At 64.8% G+C, this 16,633-nt stretch carries 14 protein-coding genes and 1 pseudogene; 6 read left to right on the top strand and 9 right to left on the bottom strand.

Going from position 1 to position 16,633, the window contains the following annotated elements:
- Nucleotides 1-36: 36 nt before the first annotated feature.
- Both QA642_RS05130 and QA642_RS05125 read left to right on the top strand, forming a co-directional pair.
- Nucleotides 37-1,014, top strand: coding sequence for a peptidyl-alpha-hydroxyglycine alpha-amidating lyase family protein (locus QA642_RS05130; RefSeq protein WP_283083686.1), 978 nt, complete (start codon nt 37-39; stop codon nt 1,012-1,014).
- A gap of 205 nt (nt 1,015-1,219) precedes the next feature.
- Entirely contained in the window at nt 1,220-1,777 is a 558-nt protein-coding gene (locus QA642_RS05125) for an HNH endonuclease (protein WP_283083685.1), read from the top strand.
- A 100-nt stretch (nt 1,778-1,877) separates the two neighbouring features.
- Here QA642_RS05125 and QA642_RS05120 read toward each other — a convergent pair whose 3' ends face one another.
- From QA642_RS05120 to QA642_RS05110, 3 genes are all read right to left on the bottom strand, one after another.
- Nucleotides 1,878-3,221 carry a squalene monooxygenase gene (locus QA642_RS05120; RefSeq protein ID WP_283083684.1) on the bottom strand — a complete coding sequence of 448 codons (1,344 nt, stop codon included), beginning with the start codon at nt 3,219-3,221 and terminating at the stop codon, nt 1,878-1,880.
- Between the two features lie 147 nt (nt 3,222-3,368).
- Complete coding sequence (locus QA642_RS05115; protein ID WP_283083683.1) at nt 3,369-4,835, bottom strand: GH1 family beta-glucosidase; 1,467 nt, start codon at nt 4,833-4,835, stop codon at nt 3,369-3,371.
- Nucleotides 4,836-4,837: 2 nt separating this feature from the next.
- Nucleotides 4,838-5,839: a glycoside hydrolase family 16 protein gene (locus QA642_RS05110; RefSeq protein ID WP_283086807.1), complete on the bottom strand. Its 1,002-nt coding sequence runs from the start codon at nt 5,837-5,839 to the stop codon at nt 4,838-4,840.
- A 331-nt stretch (nt 5,840-6,170) separates the two neighbouring features.
- Between QA642_RS05110 and QA642_RS05105 the strand changes: the two genes are divergently transcribed.
- The 3 genes and pseudogenes from QA642_RS05105 to QA642_RS05095 all read left to right on the top strand — a co-directional run bounded on the left by QA642_RS05105 (nt 6,171) and on the right by QA642_RS05095 (nt 7,995).
- Complete coding sequence (locus QA642_RS05105; RefSeq protein ID WP_283083682.1) at nt 6,171-6,392, top strand: dodecin; 222 nt, start codon at nt 6,171-6,173, stop codon at nt 6,390-6,392.
- A gap of 178 nt (nt 6,393-6,570) precedes the next feature.
- Nucleotides 6,571-7,188: pseudogene (locus QA642_RS05100) on the top strand (cache domain-containing protein); the annotation flags it as partial.
- 159 nt (nt 7,189-7,347) lie between these two features.
- Complete coding sequence (locus tag QA642_RS05095; protein ID WP_283083681.1) at nt 7,348-7,995, top strand: HAD family phosphatase; 648 nt, start codon at nt 7,348-7,350, stop codon at nt 7,993-7,995.
- Nucleotides 7,996-8,054: 59 nt separating this feature from the next.
- Here QA642_RS05095 and QA642_RS05090 read toward each other — a convergent pair whose 3' ends face one another.
- The 6 genes from QA642_RS05090 to QA642_RS05065 form a co-directional block, all read right to left on the bottom strand.
- Nucleotides 8,055-9,023, bottom strand: a complete 969-nt coding sequence (locus QA642_RS05090; protein ID WP_283083680.1) for a dipeptide ABC transporter ATP-binding protein — start codon at nt 9,021-9,023, stop codon at nt 8,055-8,057.
- On the bottom strand, nt 9,020-10,015 hold the full coding sequence (locus QA642_RS05085) for an ABC transporter ATP-binding protein (protein ID WP_283083679.1): 996 nt from the start codon (nt 10,013-10,015) through the stop codon (nt 9,020-9,022). Before QA642_RS05085 ends, QA642_RS05090 begins: the two co-directional genes overlap by 4 nt.
- Nucleotides 10,015-10,932 carry an ABC transporter permease gene (locus QA642_RS05080; protein WP_283083678.1) on the bottom strand — a complete coding sequence of 306 codons (918 nt, stop codon included), beginning with the start codon at nt 10,930-10,932 and terminating at the stop codon, nt 10,015-10,017. The genes QA642_RS05085 and QA642_RS05080 overlap by 1 nt, the downstream gene beginning before the upstream one ends.
- On the bottom strand, nt 10,898-11,857 hold the full coding sequence (locus QA642_RS05075) for an ABC transporter permease (RefSeq protein WP_283083677.1): 960 nt from the start codon (nt 11,855-11,857) through the stop codon (nt 10,898-10,900). The genes QA642_RS05080 and QA642_RS05075 overlap by 35 nt, the downstream gene beginning before the upstream one ends.
- A gap of 30 nt (nt 11,858-11,887) precedes the next feature.
- Entirely contained in the window at nt 11,888-13,678 is a 1,791-nt protein-coding gene (locus QA642_RS05070; RefSeq protein ID WP_283083676.1) for a peptide ABC transporter substrate-binding protein, read from the bottom strand.
- A 262-nt stretch (nt 13,679-13,940) separates the two neighbouring features.
- Nucleotides 13,941-15,359: a M20 family metallopeptidase gene (locus tag QA642_RS05065; RefSeq protein ID WP_283083675.1), complete on the bottom strand. Its 1,419-nt coding sequence runs from the start codon at nt 15,357-15,359 to the stop codon at nt 13,941-13,943.
- 286 nt (nt 15,360-15,645) lie between these two features.
- Here QA642_RS05065 and QA642_RS05060 point away from each other — a divergent pair, with 286 nt between their 5' ends.
- Nucleotides 15,646-16,617, top strand: coding sequence for a S1C family serine protease (locus QA642_RS05060; protein ID WP_283083674.1), 972 nt, complete (start codon nt 15,646-15,648; stop codon nt 16,615-16,617).
- The last annotated feature ends 16 nt before the right edge of the window (nt 16,618-16,633 follow it).

Here is a 16,633-nt window from a genome sequence, read left to right as displayed (position 1 = left end):
CGAGCACGACAGAGACAGCGAGAGGAAGGGACACCCATGCCAGCCATTCTCGGCACCGGCGAGCACCGCTACCGCGTCGTCGACAATTTCGCGAAGCTGCCCGACGGCTGGCAGCTGACCGACGTGGCCTCGGTCGCGGTCGACAGCAAGGACCGCGTCTACGTCTTCAACCGCGGCGCCCATCCGATGGTGGTGCTCGACCGCGAGGGCAATTTCCTTCGGAGTTTTGGCGAGGGCCTGTTCTCCCGCGCGCACGGCCTGCATATCGACGCCGACGACAATCTGTATTGCACCGACGACGGCGACCACACCGTGCGCAAATGCACGACCGACGGCAAGGTGCTGCTGACGATCGGCATCCCCGCAAAGCCGGCGCCGTTCATGAGCGGAGAGCCGTTTCACCGCTGCACTCACACCGCACTGTCGCCGAAAGGCGAGATCTACGTCTCCGACGGTTATGGCAATGCGCGCGTCCACAAGTTCACGCCCGATGGCAAGCTGATCAAGAGCTGGGGCGAGCCCGGCACCGATCCCGGCCAGTTCAACATCGTGCACAACATCGCGACCGATGCCGACGGCTGGGTCTATGTCGCCGACCGCGAAAACCACCGCGTGCAGGTGTTCAACGGCGAGGGCGAGTACGAGACGCAGTGGAACAATTTGCACCGGCCCTGCGCGCTGTGCTGCTGCGGCGGCGCCAAGAGTCCGACCTTCGTCATCGGCGAGCTCGGCCCCGGCCTCGACATCAACCGCAATGTGCCAAATCTCGGCCCGCGGCTGTCGATCGTCGACGCGCAGGGCAAGCGCATCGCGCGCCTCGGCGGCGAGCAAGGCCCGGGCGTTGCCAGCGGAAAATTCCTGGCCCCGCACGGCATCGCGCTGGATTCGAGGGGCGACATCTATGTCGGCGAGGTCGGCGTCACCAACTGGAAAACCAGCTTTCCGGACGAGGAGATGCCGGCCGTAGTAGGCGCCACGCGTTGCCTGCAGAAGCTGGAGCGGGTGCGGGAATGAGGCGTCGGCGAGCCGCATCAGGGGTTCCGGGCCGGCCTCGCATGACCGCTCCCCGAATCGCGGCGTTTTTGAGCGCTTGCCACCCCGCCGCCGCATTGCTTGCGCCTGAATAAGTCGCTCAACGGGCTTCACAATCCCGTCACGCTGCATGTAGTATGTCAGTACATGCTGCTTCGCAGCGTACATTGGAGGCCGGGAGCGTTACTTGAACGCACATGTCTCGCAAGGCAGTTGGCCGGTGCTGGTCCTGAATGCGGACTTCCGGCCGCTGAGTTACTACCCACTGTCTCTGTGGTCGTGGCAAGACGCGATCAAGGCGGTGTTCCTCGACCGCGTCAACATCGTCGCGCATTACGATCAGGCGGTTCGAAGTCCCACGCTGCAAATGCAGCTGCCCAGCGTCGTCTCGCTCAAATCCTTCGTCAAGCCGACCACCCATCCCGCCTTCACCCGTTTCAACGTCTTCCTGCGCGATCGTTTCGCCTGCCAATATTGCGGCTCGCCCGAAGACCTCACTTTCGATCACATCATCCCGCGCAGCAAAGGCGGCCAGACCACCTGGGAGAACGTGGTCGCGGCGTGCTCGCCCTGTAACCTTCGCAAGGGCAATCTCACCCCGGCGCAAGCCAGGATGTTTCCGCGCCAAAGCGCGTTCGCCCCGACCGTGCACCAGCTCCACCGCAACGGCCGCCTGTTCCCGCCGAACTATCTGCACGACAGCTGGCTGGACTATCTCTACTGGGATACGGAGCTGGATCCGTAGGCCGATACAGCGTCCACCACGTCCGGCCATTCGTGCGATCTGCCGACCTCAAAAGCAAAAGACCCGCCGGCTTGCCGACGGGTCTTCGTCTCATCGAACGTCAGGCGCTCTGCGCAAGGGAATGAGACTCGATTCGCTGCCGGATATCGGGCTGGTTGAGCAGGTCGAACGGCTCCATGAGTTGCACGACATCGGAGAACGCCCGCTGAACCACCGGATCGGCCACAGCGGCCCGGAATAGAGCGGCCTCGAACTGCCGGCTTTCCTCGTAACGCTCCGGGCGCTCGCCGCGCGTGGTGGGATAGGCGAAATCGGCGTTCACGCCCATGTTCCAGGGCGCCTGAAGCAGCGTACCCACTTCGGACATGAACGCAGCCTGGAGCGCCTCGATCGGATCCTCCTCCCCGGCCACGCGCCCCAGGATGTCGTGCAGCAGCTTTGCCTCGCGCGCCGCGACCGTCATGCCCTGGCCGTAGACCGGATTGAACCGGCACAGCGAGTCCGCCACCGGAAGAATCCCGTGCGGCAACCGCTCGAGCCGTTCGAAATGCCGCCAGCGGCTCGCATCAAGCACGAAATGCCGGAGGCCACCGGGCGGCAACAGCTTGTAGATCGCATTGTAGATCGCAGGCGTGTTCAACTGGCGCGCAACGGCGAGAAACTCCTCCCAGGTCTCCGGGTGATCCGTCGCACCGTGCTGGGAAATTGTTGCAAACCAGCGCCCGCCTTCGAGCGGAATGATCAACCCGGCTGTCGCCGAGATGGCCGGATCGGGCAAGGTGACGAGATTGAGCCAGTTGAACGAGGTCGGCGCAGCCCTGAGAACCGCGGTGGTGTAGCTGATGTCGACGCCCACGACGGTTTCCTGCGGCTTTTCCCAGCCAAGCGCATCGAGCAGGCCAAGGGTCGGCGCGCCGCGGCCGGATGCGTCGATCACGAGATCCGCCTCGATCGCGGCACCAACGCCTGCGTCGGTCTCGAACTTGACCATCGGCCGGATCGCAGCCGGCACAATCTCCGTCACGCGGCTTTGCGATTGCAACGTCACATTGGCGATCGCGACGACCTTTCGGCGCAAGGTGTGCTCGATCAGCGGCCGCGAGGCGCACAGCAGCGACGTCCCGCAATCGCGCCGCGGCAGAGCGCCGACATCCGGCCGCTCGTAGTGGACGTCTTTAAAGACGTTCACAGGAACGGCACCAGCCGCGGCAAGATCCTGCGCGTATCCGGGGAAGAGCGAGTCGAGCGCCTGGAGCCCGCCGGCCAGAAGAAGATGCGGATGCCGATCCTGGGGAACGCCGGCACGGGACATGACCGAGGCCGGCAGCGTGTCGCGTTCGAGAATGATGACCTCCTTGAATGCGGAGGAAAGCGCTCCGGCGACAGACAATCCGCCCATCCCCGCTCCGATGACGACCGCGCGCTGCCCAAAATGACGGTTCATGTTCATTCCCTTGGTGGTTTTGCTTCACCGCCCTTCTGTGCGTGGGCCGCACTACGGGAATGTTTCCGATCGCTGGACCTTTGTTTCTATTGCAACAGAGCGGCCGGGATGCCCGCGCCGCGTCAGAATGCAGCACGCGTCCTCGGCTCACACCCCGATCGCGTTTCGCGCGATCACGTCCCGATAGAACGCGGCGCTCAGCTTCGGGACTCTCGCCTGGGTCTCGAAGTCGACGCGATAGACGCCGAAGCGCTTGCCGTAGCCGAAGATCCACTCGAAATTGTCCATCAGGCTCCAGAGGAAATAGCCGCGGATCGGCACGCCCTCGCTGATGGCGCGCTGCATCTGGGTCAGGTAGTTGCGCAGGAACATGATGCGGTCGAGGTCGTAGACCTGGCCGTCGGCGGCGATCTTGTCCTCCGACGAGGTGCCGTTCTCGCTGATGTAGATGTTCTCGATGTTCCAGATCTTTGCCGCGAGGCGCGGCGCCCAGTAGATCACTTCGGGCCCGATGCGCAGCCATTCCGAGTTCATGTGCGGGAACGAGCCCGGAAACGGCAGCACGTGGAAGCCCGGCGCGCGCTCGGACGCGGTGACGTAGAACTGCGGCGCGTAGATGTTGAGACCGACGAAATCGTTCGGCGTGCCGATGATCTTCAACTCCTCAGGGGTGAATTTTGGCGCATCCGCGCCGGCATAGGCGAGGAAGCCGTCGGTGTACTTGCCGTCCAGCACCACGCCGAGAAAGCCGGCATTGAGCTCGCGCGTCGCGATCTCGGCGGCGCGGATGTTGTCCGGCGTCGCGATCGCCGGCACGCAGGCGGCGATGTTCTCGGCCGCGCCGACGCGGGTGCCGGCACGAGCGGAGGCGCGGATCGCCTGCACCGCAAGCCCGTGTCCCAGCGCGACGTGATGGCGGGCCTGGTTGAGCTGCGCCGTCGGCAGCTTGAGGCCGGGCGCGTCGATGCCCCAGCCATAGCCGAAATTCACGAAGCGCCCGACCTCGTTGACGGTGAAGATGGTCTTCACGCGATCGGTCAGGCGCGCCGCAACATAGGCGGCGTAATCGGCAAACGCCTTCGAGGTGTCGCTCGACTGCCAGCCGCCGACACGGTCCTGCAGCGCCTGCGGCAGATCCCAGTGATAGAGCGTGACGTAGGGTGTGATGCCGTTCGCGAGCAGCTCGTCGACGAGACGGTTGTAGAAGTCGAGCCCGTTGGGATTGGGCTGGCCTGAGCCTTCGGGAAACACCCGTGGCCAGGCGATCGAGAAACGGTAAGCCTTGACGCCGAGCGCCTTGATCAGCGCGACGTCCTCCTTGTATCGGTGATAATGCTCGTTGGCGCGGTCGCCGGTCGAGCCGTCCTCGATCTTGCCGGGCGTGTGGCTGAAGATGTCCCAGATCGACTTGCCGCGGCCATCCTCGTTGACCGCGCCCTCGATCTGGTAGGACGAGGTCGCCGTGCCCCACAGAAACTCCTTCGGGAACGGTGCCGGCGCGTGGCGGTCCATCGCCGGCGCGTCATTCTCCGCGCCCCTGGCACCCGCCGCTGCGCCAAGCGCGGCGACGCCGGCGAGCTTTGCAAAACCGCGCCGCGAGAATTTTGCGAGCATCGCTATCTCCGCGCCTGCGCCATGTCGATCTGATAGACCGAGACCCGGTCGATCTCGAAGGTGACGCTCGGGGGCGATTCCGCATCGACGGGACCGACGCCGAGAAAGAATTTCGATCCGATCGCGAGATTGACAATCATGCACATGGGATCGTCGAAGCCGATCGGCACCTTGATGTCGGAGACCGGCCTACGGTCGATGAAATAGATCAGCCGGTCTTCCTCCCACAGCACGCCGTAATTATGAAACGCGCTGGAGGCATCGCCGACCGCGAAATCGAAGCCGCAGGACTGGATCTTCTGGGTCGAGGGGATCCGCCAATGCGTGGTCATGACGAGATCGCCCGGCCGCTCGCCGCGGCCTTCCAGCACGTCGACCTCCGGCGGCCAGCCGCCGTCGTCCGCCAGCATCCAGAACGCCGGCCACACCGCATGGCCAACCGGCAGCTTGGCGCGGATCTCGAAATAACCGTGCTTCTGCGCGAACGTGCCTTGCGTGGTGAGGATCCCCGAGATGTACTCGTTGTTGAACAGCACCGGCTTCAATTCCGGCGGCGTGCGGCGCGCGACGATCGACAGCACGCCGTCCTTGACCTTGAACGGATCGAGCCCGAGCGGCGTTGCGGCGCGCCCCGCGTAGCGCGGATCGACATAGATCTGCTGCTCGCCATTGGCGCTGGTCTTGCGCTTGAAGTCGGAGCCGTCGCCGCCCCAATAGCGTGCCTCAGGCCACGCCGCACCGCCGGCGTAATGCGGCACCCAGCGCCCGGTCGCGAGCGGATGCTCGTCGAAATCGTCGTTGAAGGTCCGGCGCAGCGGCAGGAACGCGAGCGAGGCCGGATTCACCGTCTCCAGCCGCCGGCACTCGATCATGGAAGGATCGGTCGTCACTTGCAGCGTCAGGCTGTCCGGCGCGACATCAAGATCGTCCTGCGCGATGCCTGGCGCAGGCACGGCGCAGAGACCGATCGCAACCAGAGCGCCCCTCGTCCAACGGTCGATCATCATCACACATCGAACAGGCCAGGAAAGGCGCAGAAATTAACTCGCCCGCATTCGGACCGGCAAGTGCAGCCATGCTGCCGGCGCGCAAATTCGGGATCGCCGCCCGCTTATGCGAGCCAGATTTTCGTGCACTTACAAAAACCAGACCTGCACCGATTCCCCCATCCTTTCACCAAACCCGAGGGCAGGCGGCCGTCGCCGGCCTCACTCTGCGGCCGGAGGGAACCCGAAGCGCCGGCATCCGTTCAATGGATGCCGCATGTCTCGCGAAAGCCGGCGGGCTTGCGGTCGAAGCATCCAGGTCACGCCGCCACACAAGGGGAGAACAGTCATGCCCACAGCCGAGAAGGATCACGTCTACAAGATCCTGGAACTGGTCGGATCGTCCGAGACCTCGATCGAGGATGCGATCAAGAATGCGGTCAGCCGCGCCGCCAAGACCGTGCGTGAGATGAAATGGTTCGAGGTGGTGCAGACGCGCGGCCACATCGAGAACAACGCTGTGCGCCATTATCAGGTAACGCTGCGCGTCGGCTTCACGCTGGAGGAATGACGCAGCGAATAGGAAGCGGAGCCATTGCGCGGCGGCTTGGTTAACATCCTTCGACCACAACCTGTCGCAATGTCGGAGATTGTCTCCGGTCGAATACGGCTCCGCACAATCATCATGGATGTTGCAACAGGCCGTTAAGGCCAAGGTGAGAGGTTTGCGCCGATTTGGAGCAAGCCTGATGGTCACCAGCCGCGACCTCGGCAAGACGCGCCTTCCGCTCTGGGCGGCGGGCTTCGTCGTGCTGATCTGCGCGGCGATCCTCGGCTTGAGCGCCTGGCGCGAATGGGAGGCGCGCGATGCCGAGCTCAGGAACGCCGAGATCGATGTTGCCAAACTGGCGCACTCGCTGATCCAGCATGCCGACGACACCTTCGAGCTCGCCGATACGATCCTGGGCGGGCTGGTGCACCGGCTCGAGCTCGACGGGACGGGCCCCGACACGATCACAAAGCTCCAGACCTACCTGCCGACCCGCAAATCATCGGACCGCATCCGCGGCATCTTCGTCTATGACGAGACCGGCCGCTGGCTCGCCACGACCGAGCATGTCGATCTCTCCAGGTTCAACAACAGCGATCGCGACTATTTCCGGCAGCACCGCGACTCCGCGGACAAGGGCACGCTGATGGGGCGGCCGATCAAGAGCCGCGCCGGCGGCCAATGGATCGTCACGGCCTCACGCCGGATCGACCATCCCGACGGCAGCTTCGCCGGCGTCGCCCTGCTCACGATCGACGTCGCCTATTTCATGAAGTTCTACGAGCGGTTCGACTTCGGGCCGAACGGCTCGGCGTCCCCGGGTGAGCTGAGAGACCAGGCCGAAAAATGGCTGCGCGAGACCTGTGCGGTGCCGGCCATCGATACGCTGCTGCACCAGCTTGGCCATCGCCGACCATCATAGCCACGCTGATTTGTCGGCCGCGTTTCGGCGCGATATGACTGCAGTCACGGCCGGATGTTCGGCCGATTTGAGAGTGTTGCCGTGACTGAGGCCATCAAGCTCGTCCTGTTCGACATGGACAACGTGCTCTGCGACTACGACAGGGCGAAGCGCGTCGCCTGCCTGGCAAAGCTGGCGGGGACGACCAGCGCGTTCATCCACGAGGCGATCTGGGAGAGCGGCTTCGAGGCGCTCGGCGATTCCGGCACGCTCGATGCTGCGGCTTATCTTCGAGGCTTCGGCGAACGCATGGGCTATCCGCTGTCGCTCGAGGAGTGGGTGGAGGCGCGGCGCCGTTCGATGCAGGCGAATTCCGCGATGCTGGAGATTGTCCGTCGCCTGCGCGAGACCGTCGACATTGCCGTCCTGACCAACAACACCACGCTGGTCGCCGACCATGTCGACACGCTGCTGCCGGACTTGCGTCCGCTGTTCGGCTCGAGAATCTATGCCTCGGCCCAGTTCAAGACGGCGAAGCCGGACCCGCGCTGCTATCGCCGCTGCCTGTCCGAGCTCAACGTGATGCCGCAGAGCGCGCTGTTCATTGACGATCTCATGGCCAATGTTGCCGGCGCTCGCGAGGCAGGCCTGTTCGCGCATCACCACACGTCGATCGAGGCGTTCAGGCACGCCCTTTCGGAATATGGCCTGCATCATGGATGAATATGCGCAGTGTGGGCAAAGGCGCGCAAGCGCTGTGGCCACCCTGCGGGTTCATCGCACTACGCCAGATGGCACGCCACGAAGTGACCGCTCGCTCCTTCCTTCAGCTCGGGCGCGCTTTCGGCGCAGCGCGGCTGGGCGATCGGGCAGCGGGTGTGGAAGTGGCAGCCTGACGGCGGCTTCATCGGGCTTGGCACGTCGCCCTTGAGGCGGATGCGCTCGCGCTTGAGCTTTGGATCGGGCACCGGCACCGCCGACAACAGCGCCCTGGTGTAGGGATGCTGCGGATGGCGGTAGAGGTCGCTGGCTTTCGCCAGCTCGACGATGCGGCCGAGATACATCACCGCGACGCGGTCGGAGATGTGCTCGACCACCGACAGGTCGTGCGCGACGAAGAGATAGGTGAGGTTCAACTCGGCCTGGAGGTCTTCCAGGAGATTGATCACCTGGGCCTGGATCGAAACGTCGAGCGCAGAGACCGGCTCGTCGCAGACGATCAGCTTCGGCTCGACCGCGAGCGCGCGCGCGATCACGATGCGCTGGCGCTGGCCGCCGGAGAATTCATGCGGATAGCGCCGCATGTGCTCGGCCTTGAGCCCGACCTTCACGAGCAGGGCCGCGACCCGCTCCTCGCGCTCCTTGGCGGAGGATGCGAGATTATGGATGGTGAAGGCTTCGCCGAGGATGGCGCCGACCGTCATGCGCGGATTGAGCGAGGCGAAGGGATCCTGGAACACCAGCTGCATGTTCCGCCGCATCGCGCGCAGGTCAGCGCCGCCGAGCTGGCGCACATCCTGGCCGTCGAAGGTGACCTCGCCGTCGGTCGGCTCGATCAGGCGCAGCACGCAGCGCCCCGTCGTCGACTTGCCGCAGCCGGATTCGCCGACGAGGCCCAGCGTCTCGCCGCGATTGACGGAGAACGACACGCCGTCGACCGCATAGACGCTGCCGACCTGGCGCGAGAGCAGGCCGCCGAGCACGGGGAAGTGTTTCTTCAGGCCGCTGACGCGGAGCAAGGGCTCGCTCATGACACGTTCCCCAACTGCGGATCTCCCAGATGACAGGCCATGCGGTGGCCGGGCGCGACCTCGCGCAGCAGCGGCTCCCTCTCGGTGCAGACGTTCATGGCAAACTTGCAGCGCGGCGCAAAGCGGCAGCCGACCGGCGGATTGATCAGGATCGGCACCGAGCCGCCGATCGCTTCGAGCCGCGTCTTGTGCTCGCTGTCGAGATCGATGCGCGGGATCGAGCGGATCAGGCCTCGCGTATAGGGATGGCGGGGATCGGCGAAGAGATCGTCGACGGGGGCCTCCTCCACCACCTTGCCGGCATACATCACGACGACGCGCTGCGCAGTCTCGGCGACGACGCCCATGGCATGGGTGATCAGCATCACCGCCATGCCGAAACGCTCCTTCATGTCCTGGAGCAGATCGAGGATCTGCGCCTGGATGGTGACGTCGAGCGCGGTGGTGGGCTCGTCGGCGATGATCAGCTTCGGCTTGCAGGCGAGCGCCATCGCGATCATCACGCGCTGGCGCATGCCGCCGGAGAACTGGTGCGGATAATTGTGCACGCGGCCTTCGGCGTTCGGAATCTGCACCAGCTTCAGCATCTCGATGGTGCGCTCGAGCGCCTGCTTCTTGGTCACCGCCTCATGGCGGCGCAGGCTCTCGGCGATCTGCTCGCCGACGGTGAGCACCGGGTTGAGCGAGGTCATCGGCTCCTGGAAGATGAAGCCGATCTCCTTGGCGCGGATCTCGTCGAGCTGATTGCTCGTCAGCGGCACCAGGTCGCGGCCCTCGAAGATGATCTGGCCCGCCGCGATACGGCCCGGCGGCATCGCGATCAGCTTCAGGATCGACATCGCGGTCACGGTCTTGCCGCAGCCGGACTCGCCGACGACGCAGAGCGTCTCGCCGCGGTTGATCGAGATGTCGACGCCGTCGACGGCCTGGAGGATGCCGTCGTCGGTGGAGAAATGAGTCTTGAGGCCTTTGATCTCGAGCAGCGGCGCCATCAGATCACCCGTCGCGCATCGAGCGCGTCACGCAGACCGTCGCCGATGAAGTTGATGGCGACCACGGCGATGAAGATCGCGCCGCCCGGAAACAGCGCCCAGTGCGGGCCGATGTCGAGAAAGTCCTTGGCGTCGAACAATAGCCGGCCCCAGGTCGGGGTGTCAGGCGGGAAGCCGAGGCCGAGGAAGGACAGCGTCGATTCGGCGATGATGGCGGCCGCGACGTCGATCGTGCCGGCAATGATCACGGGCCCGACCGCATTGGGCAGGATGTGCCGCACCACCTGCCGCACCGGGCTCGCGCCGAGCGCGCGTGCCGCCTCCACGAACTCCTTCTCGCGGATCGACAGGAACTGCGCGCGCACGAGGCGGGCGACCGGCATCCACCGCAGGCCGCCAATGACGAGCACGATCAGGATGAAGATGCCGCCCTCGGGACCGAACATCGACTTCAGCCCGTCGCGGAACAGATAGATGAGCAGCAGCAGCAAGGGCAGTTGTGGCAGCGACAGGAACAGGTCGGTGAGCCACATCAGGCCGTGCCCGAGCGCGCCGCGCGACATGCCGGCGAGCGCGCCGATCAGCGTGCCGATGACCACCGAGACCAGCATCGCGGCGAGCCCGACCGCGAGCGAGATCCGCCCGCCATAGATCATGCGGGCCAGGATATCCTGGCCGAGATCGTCGGTCCCGAAGGGATGCGCGAGCGAGGGCCCCTGCAGGCCCGCCACGATGTCGATGTCGTTGATCTTGATGCGCCAGACGAAGGGGCCGACGACGACCGCCAGGATCAGGATGAGCAGCAGGAAGGCGCTGATCACGGCGAGCTTGTGGCGGCTGTAGCGCCGCCACGTCTCGCGCCAGGGCGAGTAGACGCCCCGCTCAGCGGAGGGAGATGCGAGGGTCAAGCCAGCCATATAGGACGTCCGCGATGAGGTTGAACAGCACCACGAGGCACGCGAAGACGAAGGTGACGGCCATCACCACCGGCGTGTCGTTGGAAAGGATGGAGGAGATCAGCAGCGAGCCGATGCCGGGAATCCGGAAGATCTGCTCGGTGACGATGGCGCCGCCGAACACCGCCGGCATCTGCAACGCGATCAGCGTCACGACCGGGATCATGGCGTTGCGCATCACGTGCTTGATGATGACCTTGGCCTGGCCGAGGCCCTTGGCGCGCGCCGTGGTGACGTAGTCGAGCCTGATGACATCGAGCATCGCCGAGCGCACGAAGCGCGTCATCGACGCCGCCTGGAACAGACCGAGCACCGCCACCGGCATGATCGCCTGGCGGATCATCTCCAGCACCCAGCGGATGCCGGTCGCCTTGATGTCGGTGGTGTAGACGAAAGGCAGCCAGTCCAGCGTGACCGAGAAGATCAGGATGAACAGGATGCCGGTGAAGAAGGTCGGCAGCGAGAAGCCGACGAAGGCGAGCGTGTTGGCGATCTGGTCGAACAGCGAATAGGGCTTCGTCGCAGCATAGACGCCGACGGGGATCGCGATCAGCAGCGCCAGGATCTGCGCCGAGCCGATCACGTAGAGCGTGGCCGGCAGGCGCTGGAGGATGAGCTGATCGACGTTCATCCGGCTGACGAAGGAGAAACCCCAGTCGCCGTGCAGCATGGCGGAGAGCCAGCTCAGGTAACGAAGGTAGATCGGATCGTCGAGGCCGAACTTGGCCCGAAGTGCGGCCTGCACTTCGGGCGGCACGTTCGGATTGGTCGCCAGCTCCGAGAAGGGATCTCCCGGCGCCAGCGCCAGCACGACGAACAGGACGACCGAGATTCCGAGCAGGCTCGGAATCGCGATCAGGAGGCGACGCAGGACATACTGACTCATGAAAGAAGGACCCCGCCTAGCCGCGCGTGATCATTCCTCGCGGTACCAGTCGTGCAGATTGTCGGTTTCGTTGGCCCATCCGCTGATGATCGGGCGCAGATTGTTGGCTGCCGCCTCCACCTTCAGCCGATGCTGCACCGGGATGAACACGGTGTCCTGGTACATGAGATCGTTGGCCTTGATGTAGAGCGCCGCGCGCTTGACCGGATCCATCTCGCTCTCGGCGGCTTCGATGGTCGCGTCGTAATCCTTGTTGACCCACCGCGGGAAGTTCGTGCCCTGCCACTTGTTTTCCTTGGTGGCGACGAGGGTCGACAGATAGCGGCGCATGTGCTGCGCCGGATCCGGCTGGCTCAGCGGGATCTGGAACATCTCGAGGTCGGCGTAGAAGTGCGCATAGGTATCGGGATTGGCGACGTCGGAGGAGAAGAACACGGAGGCGACGACCGATTTCAGCTCGACGTCGATGCCGGCCTTCTGGCAGGCCTGCTTGATGATCGCCTGGGTCTTCTGGCGCGGGCCGTTGATCGAGGTCTGGTACAGCAGCTTCAGCTTCTTGCCGTCCTTCTCGCGGATGCCGTCCGCGCCGGGCTTCCAGCCGGCATCGTCGAGCAGCTTCGAGGCCTTCTCGATGCTGAACTCCCAGGTGGTGTTCTTGGAAACGAACTTCTCCGGACCGTTGAGGAAGTTGGCGGTGGTGCGGCCGGCGCGGCCGTAGATCGCCTTCTTGACGGATTCGCGATCGACCAGCAGCGACAGCGCCTTGCGCACCGCGGGGTCGGAGAACAGCGGGTGCTTGGTCTTCATCGACGAGCGCTCGCCGTCGACCTCGGTGTTGGGGTCGGTGAAGTTGAGCGCGATGAACTCGGTGTCGCCGCCCACGGCGTAGATGGTCTTGCCCTTGCCGCCCTTCTCCAGCCGCAGCAGCACGTCGTCCTCGACCTGGATGTTCCAGCCGAAATCATATTCGCCGGTCTGGATCACCGCGCGCGCCGCCGAGACGGCGTCGCCGCCACCCTTCATCTCGACCGTGTCGAAATAGGGCCGGTTCGGCATGTGGTAGTCGGGATTGAGCTGGCCGCGGACGAGATCGCCCGGCTTGAACTCGACGAACTTGTAGGGGCCAGTGCCGACCGGCGAGAGGTTGGCCGGCGCCTCGCGGGACTTGGCTCCCTTGTAGTCGGCGAAAAGATGCTTGGGGATGATGGTGTTGGGCGCACCGACGAAGGCGTCGGCCCAGAACGGCGTCGGCTTGTTGAAGACGATCCGGACCGTGAGATCGTCCACCTTCTCGACCGTGATGTCGCGATAGGTGCTAATGGTCAGCGCCGAGGTGGCGAGATCCTTGGCATATTCCCAGTTGAACACGACATCGTCGGCGGTGAATGGCTTGCCGTCGTGCCACTTGACGCCGGGCTTGAGCTTCCAGGTCACCGATTTGCCGTCGGCGGCCAGGCTGCCGTTCTCCACCGAGGGGATCTCGGCGGCGAGCACCAGCTTCATGTTGCCGTCGGGATCCCAGCAGGCGAGCGGCTCGTAGAACAGGCGCGCGCCGTCCTGGTCCTTGGTCCCGGTGGCGAAATGCGGGTTGAGCAGGGTCGGGCCCTGCCACCACAGCAGCTTCAGCGCACCGCCGCCGCCGCGCTTGGTCGGCTTGTAGACCTGCGGACCTTCCGCCATGGCGACGCCGCCGAGCGCGAGAATCTGGTTGGCGAGGGGCGCGGTGAGGCCGACTGCGGCCATGCGCTTGATGAAGGCGCGGCGATCCATCCGCCCGTCCTTCACATCGCCGATCATCGAACGCAGTTCTTTATCCAGCATGGTTGTCCCCCGTCTGGTTCCCGGTATGGATGCAGGCGACCGCAAGCGGCCGCCGGGTTTGGCTGGCGGTAGATGGCACACCGAATAGGCTGCGCGTCAACTCCGACCGTGTGTATGCGAACGGTGTTCTGGCTGTCTGTTGGGCAAAATTGCGTTCGGCAGCCCAGGCGTTCGGCAAACCGGCGTCAAAATACGCCGGATTCCACGTTGCACTGCGAAAAATTTGTTCGCTGGATCAGACGAAGTATCGAGACGAAATTTTCTACACCACGGACATATCGAGCGGTGGCGCGACGTGATCCGGCAGCGGGCAGACATAGGGCGTCTTGGCGGTCCGCTTCTTGAGGTCCGCTTTCGCGGCCTCGATCAGTTCCGGCTGCGTCAACGCCTTGATGCCGAGGCCCGCCATCGCCTTGGCCGCCTGCACCATGGCCTTGTGGGCGTGCGGGCTCTTGCCCTGCGCCACCACCTGCCAGGTGTGGAACGGGGTGCCGATTGCAACCGTCGGTGCGTGAACCTGCACGGTCGGGACCACCCAGCTCACGTCACCGACATCAGTCGAGCCTACAAGCGGGTTGCGCTTGGCATCGAGCGGCACCAGGAAGTCAGCCAGCGGCCGATCGCTCGGCTCCATGCCGATCGCGTAATAAACCGACGCGATGTCCTTGTCGCTCAACGTCGCGCGGATCTCGCCGGCAAAGCTCTTGTCCGCATCGTCGAAATGCGGCGGCCCGAGCTCCTCCATCACCCGATGCAGCGCCTGCTCCAGCGGCGCATTCGGCAGGATGTTGGAAACTGCCGAGATGATCTTCATCTCGACCTTGGTCTCGGTCATCAGAGCTGCGCCCTGGGCAATCTTGTTCACGCGCCCGACCAGCTCGTTCATGCCTGGCAGGTCGCGGGCGCGGATCGAATAACGCACGCGCGCATGGGCCTGCACCACGTTGGGGGCGATGCCGCCGGTGTCGAGCAGCGCGTAATGCACGCGCGCGTCGCTCGGCATGTGCTCACGCATGTAGTTCACGCCGACATTCATCAATTCCACCGCATCGAGCGCGGAGCGGCCGAGATGGGGCGAAGCCGCCGCATGCGAGGTGCGGCCGGTGAAGATGAAGTCGGCGCGGGTGTTGGCGAGTGACGGCGTCACCGCGACTTCCCAGAAACTGTGCGGATGCCAGGTGATGGCGATGTCGGCGTCCTCGAAGGCACCGGAGCGCACCATGAAGGCCTTGGCCGCGCCGCCCTCTTCCGCCGGGCAGCCGTAATAGCGCACGCGGCCCGGCACCTTGTTCTCGGCGAGCCAGTCCTTGACCGCGGTCGCGGCGAGCAGCGCGGCGGAGCCGAGCAGGTTGTGTCCGCAACCATGACCATGGCCGCCGGTTTCGACCGGACGGTGTTCCGCAACGCCAGCCTCCTGGCTGAGGCCGGGCAGCGCGTCATATTCACCCATGAAGGCGATCACAGGTCCGCCCTCGCCCCACTCGCCCATCAGCGCGGTCGGAATGCCCGCGACGTTCTCGGTGATGCGGAAACCCTGGTGACGCAGCTCGGCGAGATGCTCGGCGGCCGACCGCGCCTCGGTGTAGCAGACTTCGGGCATGCCCCAGACCTTGTCGCTGAGGTCGATGAAACGCCCCTTGATCGTGTCGACGCCACGCCAGATGTCGCTGCGGTTGTCCATTGCTTCGGTCCGTGATCCCTTGGTCAAACGAAGCGGCAATGGTTAGCAGCTTCATCGCAGGCCGCCTAGCGCCTCGTCGGACAGCAGCCATGCGGCCGGTGCCGGATCGCAAACCGCCTGTCGCGTGCATGCAGTGTTTCCGTGCCTTTCGAAGATTTCACGCGGCGTTCTCCGGAATAATTGGGAACGAGGCTTTCAAGACGGCCGCCGCCAGCCTAAATTATGAGTGCTTCGCGCGTCGTTCCGCCAGCCACGGCGGAGCGATGCTCTCAGCCAGGAGAACTCCATGTCCACCCTGACCGAATGGAGAGTGCCGCCGGCCAATCAGCCGCGTGCGAGCGACTACGGCTTCGATCTCGACCGCGCGCTCGGCTCCGTCGTCGGCCTGCACGCCATCATCCCGCCGGACGCTTTCAGCGCCGAAACATTGGGCACCGAACGCGCCGGCAACGGCGTCGTGATCGACAACGGGTTGGTGCTGACCATCGGCTATCTCATCACCGAGGCGGAATCGGTGTGGCTGCACCTCGCCGACGGGCGCGTTGTCGAAGGGCATGTGCTCGGCTTCGATACCGTCACCGGCTTCGGCCTCGTGCAGGCGCTCGGCGATCTCGACGTCGAGCCCCTGCCGCTCGGCAGTTCGGCGGACACCCGCATCGGCGACCGCGTCGTGGTCGGCGGCGCCGGCGGCCGCACGCGCTCGGTCGCGAGCCAGATCGTGGCCAAGCAGGAATTCGCTGGCTATTGGGAATATCTGCTGGACGAGGCCGTCTTCACCTATCCCGCGCACCCGAACTGGGGCGGCACGGCGCTGCTCAACGAGCGCGGCGAATTGATCGGCATCGGCTCGCTCCAGCTCGAACGCGAGCGCGAGGGCAAGGCCGAGCACGTCAATATGATCGTGCCGATCGATCTCTTGAAACCGATCCTCGAGGACTTGCGCAAGTTCGGCCGCGTCAACAAACCGGCACGGCCCTGGCTCGGGCTGTACTCGACCGAGATCGACAACCGCGTGGTGGTGATCGGGATTTCCGCCAACGGCCCGGCCGCGCGAGCCGAGCTCAAGACCGGTGACGTCATCCTCGCCGTCGACGGCGAGAAGGTCAGGAGCCAGACCGGCTTCTACAGGAAGATGTGGGCGCTCGGCGCCGCTGGCGTCGATATACCGCTCACCGTGCATCATGAAGGCGTCACCTTCGACGTCACGGTGACCTCGACCGACCGCTTCAAGCTCCTGAAGGCGCCGAAGCTGCATTGATCCCATACCGAGGTAG

This window comes from Bradyrhizobium sp. CB2312, from assembly GCF_029714425.1.
In the GTDB taxonomy this organism is placed as follows: Bacteria; Pseudomonadota; Alphaproteobacteria; order Rhizobiales; family Xanthobacteraceae; genus Bradyrhizobium.
Note: the sequence above shows the minus strand (reverse complement) of the source record. Positions and strands in the feature narration are given on the sequence as shown.